At 35.0% G+C, this 12,769-nt stretch carries 12 protein-coding genes; 7 read left to right on the top strand and 5 right to left on the bottom strand.

Annotation, left to right across the window (positions count from 1 at the left end):
* Positions 1-70 precede the first annotated feature (70 nt).
* The 3 genes from WFZ86_RS02525 to WFZ86_RS02535 all read left to right on the top strand — a co-directional run bounded on the left by WFZ86_RS02525 (position 71) and on the right by WFZ86_RS02535 (position 2,641).
* The gene (locus WFZ86_RS02525; protein ID WP_342690460.1) at positions 71-532 is read left to right on the top strand and encodes an Mpo1 family 2-hydroxy fatty acid dioxygenase; all 462 of its coding nucleotides are present in this window, start codon (positions 71-73) and stop codon (positions 530-532) included.
* Positions 533-785: 253 nt separating this feature from the next.
* Positions 786-1,601 carry a UDP-2,3-diacylglucosamine diphosphatase gene (locus WFZ86_RS02530; protein WP_342690461.1) on the top strand — a complete coding sequence of 272 codons (816 nt, stop codon included), beginning with the start codon at positions 786-788 and terminating at the stop codon, positions 1,599-1,601.
* Positions 1,602-1,609: 8 nt separating this feature from the next.
* A complete protein-coding gene (locus WFZ86_RS02535; RefSeq protein ID WP_342690462.1) occupies positions 1,610-2,641 on the top strand; it encodes a glycosyltransferase family protein in 1,032 nt (343 codons plus the stop codon).
* 156 nt (positions 2,642-2,797) lie between these two features.
* On the opposite strand, the gene WFZ86_RS02540 is transcribed toward WFZ86_RS02535, so the two are convergent.
* From WFZ86_RS02540 to hpt, 5 genes are all read right to left on the bottom strand, one after another.
* Positions 2,798-4,942: a S46 family peptidase gene (locus WFZ86_RS02540; RefSeq protein WP_342690463.1), complete on the bottom strand. Its 2,145-nt coding sequence runs from the start codon at positions 4,940-4,942 to the stop codon at positions 2,798-2,800.
* A gap of 177 nt (positions 4,943-5,119) precedes the next feature.
* Complete coding sequence (obgE, locus tag WFZ86_RS02545; protein WP_342690464.1) at positions 5,120-6,121, bottom strand: GTPase ObgE; 1,002 nt, start codon at positions 6,119-6,121, stop codon at positions 5,120-5,122.
* A 170-nt stretch (positions 6,122-6,291) separates the two neighbouring features.
* A complete protein-coding gene (locus WFZ86_RS02550; RefSeq protein ID WP_425402851.1) occupies positions 6,292-7,515 on the bottom strand; it encodes a hemolysin family protein in 1,224 nt (407 codons plus the stop codon).
* A 220-nt stretch (positions 7,516-7,735) separates the two neighbouring features.
* The gene (locus WFZ86_RS02555; protein ID WP_300976777.1) at positions 7,736-8,308 is read right to left on the bottom strand and encodes an adenylate kinase; all 573 of its coding nucleotides are present in this window, start codon (positions 8,306-8,308) and stop codon (positions 7,736-7,738) included.
* A gap of 69 nt (positions 8,309-8,377) precedes the next feature.
* Complete coding sequence (gene hpt / locus WFZ86_RS02560) at positions 8,378-8,908, bottom strand: hypoxanthine phosphoribosyltransferase (RefSeq protein WP_342690466.1); 531 nt, start codon at positions 8,906-8,908, stop codon at positions 8,378-8,380.
* 98 nt (positions 8,909-9,006) lie between these two features.
* Here hpt and WFZ86_RS02565 point away from each other — a divergent pair, with 98 nt between their 5' ends.
* The 4 genes from WFZ86_RS02565 to WFZ86_RS02580 all read left to right on the top strand — a co-directional run bounded on the left by WFZ86_RS02565 (position 9,007) and on the right by WFZ86_RS02580 (position 12,724).
* Complete coding sequence (locus WFZ86_RS02565) at positions 9,007-9,552, top strand: hypothetical protein (RefSeq protein WP_342690467.1); 546 nt, start codon at positions 9,007-9,009, stop codon at positions 9,550-9,552.
* A 53-nt stretch (positions 9,553-9,605) separates the two neighbouring features.
* On the top strand, positions 9,606-10,760 hold the full coding sequence (locus WFZ86_RS02570) for a 5-(carboxyamino)imidazole ribonucleotide synthase (RefSeq protein ID WP_342690468.1): 1,155 nt from the start codon (positions 9,606-9,608) through the stop codon (positions 10,758-10,760).
* A gap of 89 nt (positions 10,761-10,849) precedes the next feature.
* Positions 10,850-12,130: an AAA family ATPase gene (locus tag WFZ86_RS02575; protein ID WP_342690469.1), complete on the top strand. Its 1,281-nt coding sequence runs from the start codon at positions 10,850-10,852 to the stop codon at positions 12,128-12,130.
* Between the two features lie 3 nt (positions 12,131-12,133).
* Complete coding sequence (locus WFZ86_RS02580; RefSeq protein WP_342690470.1) at positions 12,134-12,724, top strand: hypothetical protein; 591 nt, start codon at positions 12,134-12,136, stop codon at positions 12,722-12,724.
* Positions 12,725-12,769: the final 45 nt, after the last annotated feature.

A 12,769-nucleotide genomic window follows, 5' to 3' on the forward strand; every position in this document is an offset into this window, starting at 1 on the left:
ATTATAAAATAAATTATTAAATAATTTATTTTTTATTATTTTAGCAACAATATCTTTAATTGTAAACAAAATGAAAACATTAACAGAATGGTTTGAAGAATACAGCGTAAGCCATAAAAACATGACTAATAAACAAATACATTATATTTGTGTTCCTTTGATCTTTTTTTCGGTAGTAGGCTTATTCATGAGTATACCGAGTAACGTTTTATCACCACTGGCATCTATAAATCCGGTGCTAGCAAATTGGGCTTTTATTGTATTACTACTGGTTTTATTGTTTTATTTTAGACTCTCCTTAGTAATGGGTATAAAGATGACTTTATTTACTTCTATCTGTCTTGTAGGTAATTATTTTATATCCCAACATGTCTCGTTGGTTTGGTTTTCTATAATTGTTTTTACAGCTGGATGGATTGGACAGTTCTATGGCCATAAAATTGAAGGTAAAAAACCATCCTTTATCAAGGACTTGCAATTCCTTTTAATAGGACCAGCGTGGGTTATACACTCTTTGTTTAGCACAAAATAGAACATATACTACAAACTCGCCTTTTTAATATTTCAAAGTATTTTGTCACTTTGGAGTTATTGAATAAAGTATTCAAAAAAAAATAGAACAATCTGGATAGTTTGGCATAAACATCTTTCAACTGATAATTAGAACAGCAACTTAAATTTATATAGTTGCTGTTTTTTTTGCAGAATGAAACTTTTTTTATATATAAATAATACTAAAATCACATTCCCCTAACACTACCATCTTATTTTCGTAAAAACTTTATATGAAAAGTAAACGAAAAATTCCTCTAGTCGTAATTAGTGATGTGCATTTGGGCACGTATGGTTGCCAAGCCAAAGAATTACTACAATACCTCAAATCCATTCAACCACAAATCTTAATTCTCAATGGTGATATTATCGATATGTGGAATTTCAGCAAAAGTTACTTTCCTGTGGCGCATATGAATGTTTTACGACAAATCATAAAACTCTCCAATTTAGGTACGAGAGTCATCTACATCACCGGAAATCACGATGAAGCCCTTCGTAAATATTCAGATTTTGTTTTGGGAAATTTTGAGTTGGTCGACAAATTAATTTTAGAAATAGATGGCAAAAAAACGTGGTTCTTTCACGGCGATGTATTTGATTCTTCCACCAGAGGCTATGCCAAAATTCTCGCAAAATTGGGTGGCAAAGGCTATGATTTATTGATTCTAATCAACAGTTGCATCAATTGGTTTCGCGAATTATTGGGTAAAGAAAAAAGAAGCTACTCCAAAAACATCAAAGATAGTGTAAAAAAAGCCGTTGCTTTTATCAGTAATTTCGAAACCACTGCTGCCGAAATCGCCATAGAAAAAGGCTACAGCTTCGTGGTCTGTGGCCATATCCATAAACCTCAAATGAAAACCATCGAAAATGAGCACGGACAAGTCACTTATCTCAACAGTGGTGATTGGGTCGAGAATCTAACCGCTTTGGAATACAAAAAAGGAAAATGGAGTATCTACCAATACCTTAAAGAACATTACAAAGATACCGACACCTCCGAAGAAAAAACCAAGAACGATATTGTGGTCAAAATCTTATCCTAATCTGTAAAATGAAAATATTCTACGCCATCCAAGCCACAGGAAACGGACACATTAGCAGAGCCATTCAACTGTACCCTTATCTACAAAAATATGGCGAAGTTGACTTTCTCTTAAGCGGCACTTATGCTTCCTTAAATCCAAGTATTCCTATCAAATACCGAAGCAATGGATTAAGTCTTCATTACAGTCAATGCGGCGGATTAGATTATTGGAATATTGCCAAAAAAGTAAAGCCCAACCAAATCTACAAAGATGCCCGTTCGCTACCATTAGACCAATACGATGTGATCATCAATGATTTTGATTCCATTACCTCACTTGCCTGCAAACTACAAAAAAAACATTCCGTATCCTTTGGTCATCAAGCCAGTTTTACCTCAAAACTAACTCCTCGACCCGAAAGAAAAGATGTCATCGGTGAATTAATTTTCAAACATTATGCTCCCGCTCCACAAAACATAGGATTGCATTTTGAGCGCTACGATAATTTCATTTTGCCACCCATCATCAAAGACGAAATCTTACACGCAGACCCTAAAAATGGCGGACACATTACCGTTTATCTTCCTTCTTTTCAAAAAGAGTGTTTAGAAAAAGCCTTCAATAAATTACCCAACGAGCACTTTCACTGGTTTTTGAGCGATATCAAAACAAAACACAAAATCAAAAACATCACTTATTATCCTGTAGACCAAGCGCTGTTCAACAAAAGTGTAATCAAATGCCAAGGCATCATCACTGGCGGCGGATTTGAAACACCTTCCGAGGCATTGTACCTTCGCAAAAAAATACTTTCCATCCCCATTCGAAAACATTACGAGCAAGAATGCAACGCTGCCGCTTTAAAAAAAATGGGTATTCCCATTATTTACGAAGTCGGTCAAGATTTCGATTTGATTATAGAAAATTGGCTCACCTTGCCTATGAATTACCCCAAAATCGAAGCCAATGTCATTCCGCACACTTTAGACTTCTTGTTTGACACCTATCCACAAAAACAAAACCGCCTCGAAATTAATCAAGACGGTCTTATCTATTAAAGTTTTTAGGAGCAGAAAAAATAGGCATTCTGGTTGTCATCGTCCCGCTATCCGCTACAATCTCTAGCCTCGTTTGGTCACGAGTCTAGAGGATTTTCACTACTATCGGGGCTAAAGAGCCACAACATTCTTTCTTGCCTTCAATTTTATTTTGAACTATTTTACAATCGTCATTTCATCAATAATATTTTGAGCTCCAGCATATTTATCAATAATCCAAAGCACAAAACGAATATCTAAATTGATCGTTCTTTGTAATTTTTTATCAAAAATAACATCACCTGCCATTGCTTCAATGTTACCGTCAAAAGCAACACCAATCAACTCTCCTTTTCCGTTCAGAACTGGAGAACCTGAGTTTCCACCAGTAATATCATTATCTGTCAAGAAGTTTACTGGCATATATCCTGCTTTATCCGCATACTGACCAAAATCATTGGATTTGTTCAATTCTAACAAACGAGAAGGCAAATCAAACTCAGCGTCACCCGCTTTGTATTTGTTTACCATTCCTGTCATAGTTGTGTAATTGTTAATTTTAGCGTCGTTACGTTTGTCAGCAGGCAAAGAGCGAACTTTTCCGTAAGTCAAACGCAAAGTAGAATTCGCATCTGGATACTGAATCGTATTCAATTTTGATTCTCTCAAACCTTCAACTAATTTGCGGAAAGCGATAGCAAAATCATCATCAGCTTTGGCTTGTTCTGGCGATTTCGCTCTGATTTTGGTCACCAAATCATTAGAAATAACATACAAAGGGTCGTTAGTAATAGTTTCAACTTTAGGCTCTTTCAAAAACGCAAGCACTGCATCTTTTGAAGTAAAAATACTAGAAGTTACCGCCTTGTGTACATCATTGGTAAAATCACCATTATTCGCCGCTTTCATTTCAGTCACTTTTGGTGCCAAACCATATTCAGCCGCTTTTGCAGCATACAAATTCAATTGTGCTGTCAACACTTCTTTTTCAAGAGGTGCGTACAAACTTCCGTAAGCGCCATCAATTGCTGCTGTTAATCTTGGTAACATTTCAGCTCTCTTTGCTTCATTTTCTTTAGCATAAGCGATTAAACCATTTCCTAAATTAGCAGGCAAAGTTCCGTAAGTCGCAGTACGCAATAATTGTGTCAAATAATTATCGTGACGCGCTTTTAAGTTGGTTTGAGTGTAATAATTATTGATAGTTGTAATTACATCACCATATTTGGCTTTGTTTTCAGCTTTGTTAGCCCAAACGTTAAATTTAGCTTCTTCTTTCGTTTTGGTTTGAGCCGTTTTAGCTTTGGTCAAAGCATCAATCATCCCTTGACGGTTTTTCCAATAATTAGCCGTAGAAGCATATTTAGAAGCGTATTGTAAGTTTACCGTAGCATCTTTAGTCATAAACTTTTTCATATTGTCCATTCCTGTTTTGGCACCTTCTACCCAAGCAGGATAAGCATACTTCACGTTTTGCTCAATTCCATTAGCAGGCATCCATCTGTTGGTACGACCAGGATACCCTAAAATCATTGCATAATCGCTCTCTTGCACACCTTTTAAGCTTATTGGCAAATAATGTTTTGGTTGCAATGGCACATTCTCAGGAGAATATTCTGCTGGATTTCCGTCTTTGCCAGCATACACTCTAAACATAGAAAAATCGGCTGTGTGACGTGGCCATTCCCAGTTGTCTGTGTCTCCACCAAATTTTCCTAAACTCTCTGTTGGAGTTCCTACCAAACGAACGTCTTTGTAATCTTGGTACACAAAATAGTAGTACTCATTTCCTTGAAAAAATGGACGAACAGAAACGGTATATTTTCCACCTTCACTGTTTTCTTTTTCAATCAAAGCCATTTCTTGTTGAATCGCTTTGTTGCGTTCAGCTTCTGTCATTTTATCATTTACTTTAGACAAAATACGTTTAGAAACATCATCCATACGCACAAAGAAACGAACGAACAACGATTTTGGCTTCATTTCTTGACTTTTGTCTTTCGCCCAAAATCCATTTTTCAAATAGTTGTTTTGTTCTGTTGACAATTCTGCAATCGCATCATACCCGCAGTGGTGATTGGTTAAAACTAGTCCTTGTTTCGAAACAATTTCGGCAGTACATCCCCCGTTGAACTGTACGATAGCATCTTTCAAACTGTGGTGGTTGATACTGTAAATTTCTTCGGCTGTCAATTGCAAGCCCATTTTTTCCATATCTCTATGGTTTAATCTTTCGATGAACATCAAGAACCACATTCCTTCATCTGCTTTTACAGGAAAAGCCATAAGGCATAAAGTCAAGAATAAGACAATCTTTTTCATATAGGTAAATATTTATTTTAGCATTGCGAATATAAGTCATTTTCGCATTTTAAATAACCATTAGCATTCAAAATCATATTTTACACTCTATTTATTAACTTAATTTTATGAATTTTACAAAATAAAAAAAGGTGCTCCTTGATAAAGAACACCTTTTCATATTTGAATGAAAAGAAATTATTCGTTCAACATTTTCCATAATTTATCTTTCAATTCGGTCAAACCTTGTTGGGCAACCGATGAAATGAACATATAAGGAACGTCTTTGAAAGCTACGTCTAAATCGGCTTTTAGTTCTGCTTTTAATTCATCATCAAGCATATCAATTTTTGAAATGACCAATAAACGTTCTTTATCTAACATTTCTGGATTGTATTTGGTCAATTCATTCACCAAAATATCATATTCCGCTTTGATATCAGGCGTATCTACTGGAACCAAGAACAACAGCGTAGAATTTCTTTCGATGTGACGTAAGAAATAATGTCCTAAACCTTTTCCTTCGGCTGCACCTTCAATAATACCAGGAATATCAGCAATCACAAACGACTGATAATCTCTATAGGCTACGATTCCTAAATTAGGTTTTAAAGTCGTAAAAGGATAGTCGGCAATTTTAGGTTTCGCAGAAGTCAATACCGATAGCAAAGTTGATTTTCCTGCATTTGGGAAACCTACTAAACCAACATCAGCCAAAACTTTCAGCTCCAGAATTACATCCATTTCAATACCAGGCAAACCTGGTTGCGCATATCTTGGTGTTTGGTTGGTCGAACTACGGAAATGCCAGTTACCTAATCCTCCTTTTCCGCCGCGGCATAAAACTTGTTTTTCTCCGTCTTCAGTGATTTCAAATAATGTTTCACCAGTTTCTTTGTCCTTAACAACGGTTCCTAATGGTACCTCGATAAATTTATCTTCTCCATCAGCACCAGTACTTCTGTCGCCACCACCATCTCCTCCGTGACCCGCTTTGATGTGACGGGCAAATTTTAGATGAAATAAAGTCCAAAGCCCTTTATTACCTACTAGATAAATGTGTCCTCCTCGACCTCCATCTCCACCATCTGGCCCACCGTATTGTATAAATTTCTCTCTGTGCAAATGCGTAGAACCTTTTCCACCTTTACCAGATGAAACAAATATTTTTACGTAATCTACAAAATTTCCTTCTGTCATAATTTCTTTTACTTTTCAAAAAATCTAAAAAAAATACATGACAGCCACTGGCTGTCCTCCTTTTAATTTCAAATCTTCTGTCATTTTTTCTTGTATAAAAGTTTAAAAGCTTAAAAGTTTAAATTTGTTCTGAGAACCAACAACATTAAACATTTTAACCCTAAACCAAATTAACCATTTAAGGCTTTCACCATTACTTTATCTATCTTAACCCCATCCATATCAATGACTTCTAGCTCAAACTTTTGCCAAATCAATTTTTCTCCTTGTTTTGGAATACGAGACAATTCGGTCATTATCAAACCACTCACCGTGGTTACTTCATAATCATTAATTAATTCATCTAACTCAAAAAAGGTTAAGAAATCGTGTAATGAATAATGTCCATCAACTAACCAAGAGCCATCTTCTCTTTCTATTAATTGAAAATCATCTTTATAAAACTCAGAAGCATCACCAACTAAAGCTTCTAAAATATCATTTAAGGTAATCACCCCTTGAAAATCGCCATACTCATCAGAAACAAAGGCGTAATGAATACCTGTTTTTTTGAAATTCTCCAAAGCCGTATAAGCGGTAGTTTGTTCCATAATAAAAGGCGCTTCGGTCATAATATCCGCTAAATTGAAGTTATCATTTTCAAAATTAGAGAATATGTTTTTTAAGTTGACCACGCCTACTATGTCGTCAAAATTCTCGCCATAAACTGGGTAAATGGAATGCAATTCTTTCAACATTAACTGCCTTACTTGCTCTTTGTTGGCATTAAATGGCAAGAAAACTACAGACTTACGGTGTGTCATTAAGGAGTTGACTTTTCGGTCACCAATATGAAAAACGCGCTCTACGATATCTTGTTCTATTTCTTGTACTTCGCCTCCTTCGGTTCCTTCTTTGATAATGGCTTTGATTTCTTCCTCGGTTACTTTACCGTCTGCCGTTGGTTTGATTTGCAAAAGGTCTAAAATAGCATCTGTAGAAGATGTAAGTAACCATATAAATGGAGCCGTGATTATCGAAATAAATTTCATTGGCATCGCTACAGTCTTCGCAATAGACTCTGGGTGGTTGAGACCAATTCTTTTGGGCAACAACTCGCCTAATACTAAAGAGAAAAAGGTAAGAACGACAACCACAATACCTACTGCAATGGAGTGGGCATAGGGTTGAAAAACTTGATAGCTTTGTATAAAAAGCTCTACATCTTTGGTGATTTTGTCTCCAGAATAAATACCTGTCAAAATACCAATTAGGGTGATTCCTATTTGTACGGTTGACAAAAACTTATTGGGAGAATTGGCTAAATCTAATGCCGTTTTTGCACTTTTATTTCCTTTTTTTGCAGCTGTTTCTAATCTATTTTTCCTTGCTGAAATCAATGCGATTTCTGACATAGAGAAAACGCCATTTAAGAGTATTAGAAAAAAGATAATCAGTATTTCCAATTTTATGTTTGTTAGTTAAACTTCTTTTTAGCCCAGATGGAAGAGAAAAGCCCGGACTCTTGTGATTTAGTTTTTGTTAGTAGCGCTAAGCGACTAAAAGAAGCTTGGGCGATGCTTTACAAAAACAAATCACAAGAGGAGGACTTGTAACGTACAGCTGGAGATGCTCCTACAAATTATCGATAACTTGTGTAAGTCTTTCGGTAATTTCTTGAATACTTCCTATACCATCTACAGCGTGAAATTTGTTTTGCGCCTTGTAATAATCCATCAAAGGAGCAGTTTTTTCATTGTATTCTTGGTAACGGTTTCTGATTTTTTCTTCGTCTTGGTCGTCTACTCTACCACTCGTTTTTCCTCTTTCTAGCAAACGTGCCACTAGTACTTCGTCATCAGCTTCTAGCGCAACAGTCGCAGTTACTTGGCTACCGATAGTTGGCAAAAATGCATCTAATGCTTCGGCTTGAGAAATAGTTCTTGGGTATCCATCGAACAAAATTCCTTTGGCATCCAAATTTTTGTTTACCTCGTCAATTAGCATTTTAGTGGTTAATTCATCTGGTACTAAATCTCCTGCGTCCATAAATACACGAGCTTGTTTTCCTAACTCGGTATCATTTTTCAGGTTATAACGAAATACATCTCCTGTAGAAATGTGAACTAATTGGTATTTTTCTTTTAGGAATTCTGCTTGAGTTCCTTTTCCTGCACCTGGTTTCCCAAATAAAACAATGTTAATCATTTTTGTAATTTTAAAAGTGGCAACCTTGTGTTTAAAGATTACCTTTTAATTAGTTATAGTTACTTTTAGTTATTCGCTTAGCTGATATACTTCGGATAGGTTTCTTCCCAATCCATCATAATCTAGACCGTAGCCAACGATGAATTTGTTTGGAATTCGGATACCGATATAATCAATTTTAATATCTTGCTTGTAGGCTTCCGGCTTAAAGAAAAGAGTGGCAATTTTGAAATGCTTTACATTTTGACTTTTGAACAATTCTTTTATCTCCACCAAAGTATTTCCGGTGTCTACAATATCTTCGAGAATCACTACCGATCTACCTGAAAGGTCTTGATTCAAACCTATTAATTGTTTTACATTTTCGGTAGAGGCCGTTCCTTCATAGGAAGCCATCTTAATAAAAGTGATTTCACAAGGTTTTTTGTATTTTTTCATCAAATCTGAAACCACCATAAATGATCCATTCAAAACTCCAACAAAAACAGGAGTTTCATCAGCAAAATCGTCTTGAATTTGAGTGGCTAATTTGGTAATAGCAAAATCAATTTCGTTAGCAGAAATAAACGGAACAAATTGTTTATCGTGAAGTTGTATCATTATTTTTAGGTTTAAAATAATGCGCAAAGATACAGAATTCGGATTTGACATTTAACAATTGATTTTAAATTTGTATTTTTAAATTAAAACCATCCAATATGAGCACTGAACTGTTGTCCCATCTAGATTATGTAAGTGGTTATCGAGACAAAAGAGTGCTAGCGGCGCAATTTGTTTTGAACCACCCCGCTCATTTTGAGGAATTGCTACACCTTTGCTTTGCTACTGAAGATGAAAAGTCATACAAAGCCTGTTGGGTTTTGGAACAAGTGGCTTATAGTCAACTAGAATGGCTGCAACCGCATTTGGATTTCTTTTGTTCGCATTTAAATCAACTCAACAATGAAAGTGCGATTCGTCCAGTCGCCAAAGTATTGCAGTTATTGGTTGAAAATCATTTTAAAAAGAATACCATCCAACTGACCTCAAAACATCTTGAGCTAATAACGGAATGCTGCTTTGATTGGTTGATTTCTGATACTAAAGTAGCGGCCAAATGCTACTGTATCCGCACACTATTCGTGCTAGGAAAATCGAATGATTGGATTTATCCTGAATTACAAATCATAATCGAAAAAGACTATCCCGATCAATCCGCAGCCTACAAAGCCGTTTCGAGAGAGATATTGAGGAAAATAAAATAGCATTTTCGGTTTCAATCATTATAAGTATCTTTGCCGTTTACAAACACACAACCATGAATTATTTTTCTTCTGATTTTAAACTAGGCATATTAGGTGGCGGACAATTAGGCAAGATGCTATTGTTTGACACTCGAAAATTCGACATACAAACCTATGTACTAGACCCTAGCGACGAAGCACCTTGCAAAATCGCTTGTAACCAATTCTTTCAAGGTGATTTGATGGATTTTGATACCGTCTATACTTTTGGGAAACAAGTCGATGTGCTGACTTTCGAAATAGAATTAGTAAATCTAGAAGCCTTAGAAAAATTAGAAAACGAAGGAAAAAAAGTTTATCCATCTCCAAAAACTTTACGTTTGATTCAAAACAAAGGCGTGCAAAAAGATTTTTACACACAACACAATATTCCCACCGCTCCCTACACTCGATTTGAAAATCTTGATGCTTTACAATTAGCTGTAACATCGAGCGCAGTTGAATTGCCTTTTGTATGGAAATGTACTGAATTTGGTTACGACGGAAACGGCGTAAAAGTGGTGCGAAAAGCTTCGGATTTGGATTTGTTACCCAATGTAGAATGTATTGCCGAAACGATGATTCCGTTCAAAAACGAATTAGCAGTTATCGTATGCCGCAATCCATCGGGCGAAATCAAAACCTATCCTGTGGTCGAAATGGAATTTCATCCCGAAGCCAATCAGGTAGAATATGTAATCTGTCCCGCCAGAATCGACGAAAAAGTAGCCGAAAAAGCTAGAGCTATTGCGCTAAATGTTTCGCAACAATTCAACCACGTAGGACTTTTGGCGGTTGAAATGTTTCAAACCGAAGACGATGAAATTCTAGTAAACGAAGTAGCCCCGCGTCCGCACAATTCAGGTCATTACAGTATTGAGGCGAGTTATACTTCGCAATTCGAAAACCATTTGCGCGCCATTTTGGATTTACCTTTGGGCAATACCGATAGTAAAGTGGCTGGAATTATGGTCAATTTGGTAGGTGCCGAAGGTCATTCTGGAGACGTGGTTTACGAAAACATCGAAACGATTTTAGGTTGGAATGGCGTTACCCCACATATTTATGGTAAAAAGCAAACCCGTCCTTTCAGAAAAATGGGACACGTGACCATTGCCAATGAAAATATGGCTGAAGCAAGAAGAATTGCGGAGGAGGTAAAGAATACGATAAGAGTGATTAGTGCTTAGTAAATAGTGCCTAGTGATTAGTAATTAGTCCTTAGTTTCGTTGCCCATTTACCTAATAATTTTTAATTAGCTTTGTAAAAATTGAATTCATGAAAATTTCAAAATTACATATCGATCAGTTTAGACATTTGGAAAATCTGGATTTTGATTTTACGTATCAAAGTGGTGATCGTAAAGGTCAACCTTTGAATAAAATATGTTTTATTGGACAAAGTGCTACTGGAAAGACTAGTTTATTGGAAATAATCAAAGAAAGGCACATTTCCATAAACAATTGTATCGTTTCAAATAATGTCTTTTCATACAAAATAGAAATTCCTATTAATTTTGGCCAGATAACTTTTGAACACAATGACGGTTCTATTCAAATAGAAAATAAGAAATTACATTATAATGGACAATCATTTTCATATGCTAATACTGGAAACTTTTCAAATTTATTAAGTGATGCTACTAGTAGTTATATTTTTTACTTTAAATCAAATTTAATTTCAGAGAAAAATATTGAACTTTTTACAAAAAACCCTACTGATCTAGTTGAAAAGTATCCTGGAGTAAATGAGAAGTTCATTTTGACTAATATTTACTCCAAAGAAAACCCTATAAATTTTGACGAAAATGTTGACTCTGATTTATGGCTTATTTTGTTAAACGAAATTTTAAATTACCGTAAAAATTTCACTCAAAAAATGTCTGAGTTGATACACAAAGGACTCATTGCTGATGCAAAAAAATTAGGCTTAGAATTTCAAAAATGGCAAATAGAAAATCCAAATAAATTAGAATCATTTGCAAAAGAATTCAATCCTCTTTTGGAAAAATTAAATTTGGAAGTTGATTTGGTTAACACCGAATATTCTATCCCAATAAAAAACAAAAGAACTGATGAAATAATTCCCATCCAAGATACAAGTACTGGAACAAAAGGATTATTGTTGTCTTTCCTACCATTATTCAAACTAGATACAAAAGACTCAATAATTTTAATTGATGAGCCTGAACGTTCCTTATATCCTGATATGCAAATGGAACTAATGGATCATTATCAAAGACTCGCACCCGATGCACAATTTATCGTTGCCACACATTCTCCATTTATTGCTGCCTCTTTTGAAGCCGAAGAACGTTTTATTCTTTATTATGACGAAGAAGGAAAAGTAGCGGTTCGCAGAGGAACATCGCCAATTGGAGATGACCCAAATGATATGCTTTATAATGATTTTGGAATTGATTATATAAACAAGTATGGCAAAAAAGTGTATAATGAGTATCTTGAAAAAAGAAGACAACTGCTGTTTGAAAAAAACGAAGAAGTAAAACAAAAACTTCAAGACGAAATTGAATCTATTGGAGATAAATATAATTTTTAATGAATGAAAAGAGTATTAAAATCTCCAACTTCTTTAATTATTTCCAACAATTTAACTCATAAATCTAACGGAAATAATACCAAACTAGGCATACTTCTTTTAAAAGAGCAAAAGGGATTTTGCGCTTATACTGAACATTATATAGGATTTGACGATGCAAATGACATTGAACATTTCAATCCAAACTTAAAAGACCAGCCGAACGACAATTATTATAATTGGTATAAAGTCAAGCATCTTGCTAATCAAAGAAAAACAGACAATTGGATTGAACCAATTTTATTGCCATATGTTGAAAATTTTGAAGATAGGGTTATTTATAATGAAGGTGAATACTTTGCTAAACTAAATGATGATGAAGCAAATAATCTTATAATCCTATTAGACTTAAATAATCAAAAAAGAGTTGAAGACAGAAAAAACTATATAAAAAGAAGAAGAGAATCAATAAATGATAGAAAACTTCAAACTGATTTAGAAATAAAAAAATATTTTCAAGACAAAATCGATAATGAAATTAATTCGATCTCTTATTTGAGAGCCATTCAGGAAGAATTTGGAATCGATATTTGGAATATGATTCCAGAATTATAATAAATAACAACTCAAACCCTACTCACCCCTAGTAGGAATTCCCCC

The sequence above is a fragment of the Flavobacterium polysaccharolyticum genome, from assembly GCF_038739875.1.
Lineage (GTDB): Bacteria > Bacteroidota > Bacteroidia > Flavobacteriales > Flavobacteriaceae > Flavobacterium > Flavobacterium polysaccharolyticum.

What these genes read in the sequence shown, in the direction of transcription:
- WFZ86_RS02525 (WP_342690460.1), top strand. Translation starts at nt 71, where the DNA reads ATGAAAACATTAACAGAATGGTTTGAAGAATACAGCGTAAGCCATAAA.
- WFZ86_RS02530 (WP_342690461.1), top strand. Translation starts at nt 786, where the DNA reads ATGAAAAGTAAACGAAAAATTCCTCTAGTCGTAATTAGTGATGTGCAT.
- WFZ86_RS02535 (WP_342690462.1), top strand. Translation starts at nt 1,610, where the DNA reads ATGAAAATATTCTACGCCATCCAAGCCACAGGAAACGGACACATTAGC.
- WFZ86_RS02540 (WP_342690463.1), bottom strand. Translation starts at nt 4,942, where the DNA reads ATGAAAAAGATTGTCTTATTCTTGACTTTATGCCTTATGGCTTTTCCT.
- obgE (WP_342690464.1), bottom strand. Translation starts at nt 6,121, where the DNA reads ATGACAGAAGGAAATTTTGTAGATTACGTAAAAATATTTGTTTCATCT.
- WFZ86_RS02550 (WP_425402851.1), bottom strand. Translation starts at nt 7,515, where the DNA reads ATGTCAGAAATCGCATTGATTTCAGCAAGGAAAAATAGATTAGAAACA.
- WFZ86_RS02555 (WP_300976777.1), bottom strand. Translation starts at nt 8,308, where the DNA reads ATGATTAACATTGTTTTATTTGGGAAACCAGGTGCAGGAAAAGGAACT.
- hpt (WP_342690466.1), bottom strand. Translation starts at nt 8,908, where the DNA reads ATGATACAACTTCACGATAAACAATTTGTTCCGTTTATTTCTGCTAAC.
- WFZ86_RS02565 (WP_342690467.1), top strand. Translation starts at nt 9,007, where the DNA reads ATGAGCACTGAACTGTTGTCCCATCTAGATTATGTAAGTGGTTATCGA.
- WFZ86_RS02570 (WP_342690468.1), top strand. Translation starts at nt 9,606, where the DNA reads ATGAATTATTTTTCTTCTGATTTTAAACTAGGCATATTAGGTGGCGGA.
- WFZ86_RS02575 (WP_342690469.1), top strand. Translation starts at nt 10,850, where the DNA reads ATGAAAATTTCAAAATTACATATCGATCAGTTTAGACATTTGGAAAAT.
- WFZ86_RS02580 (WP_342690470.1), top strand. Translation starts at nt 12,134, where the DNA reads ATGAAAAGAGTATTAAAATCTCCAACTTCTTTAATTATTTCCAACAAT.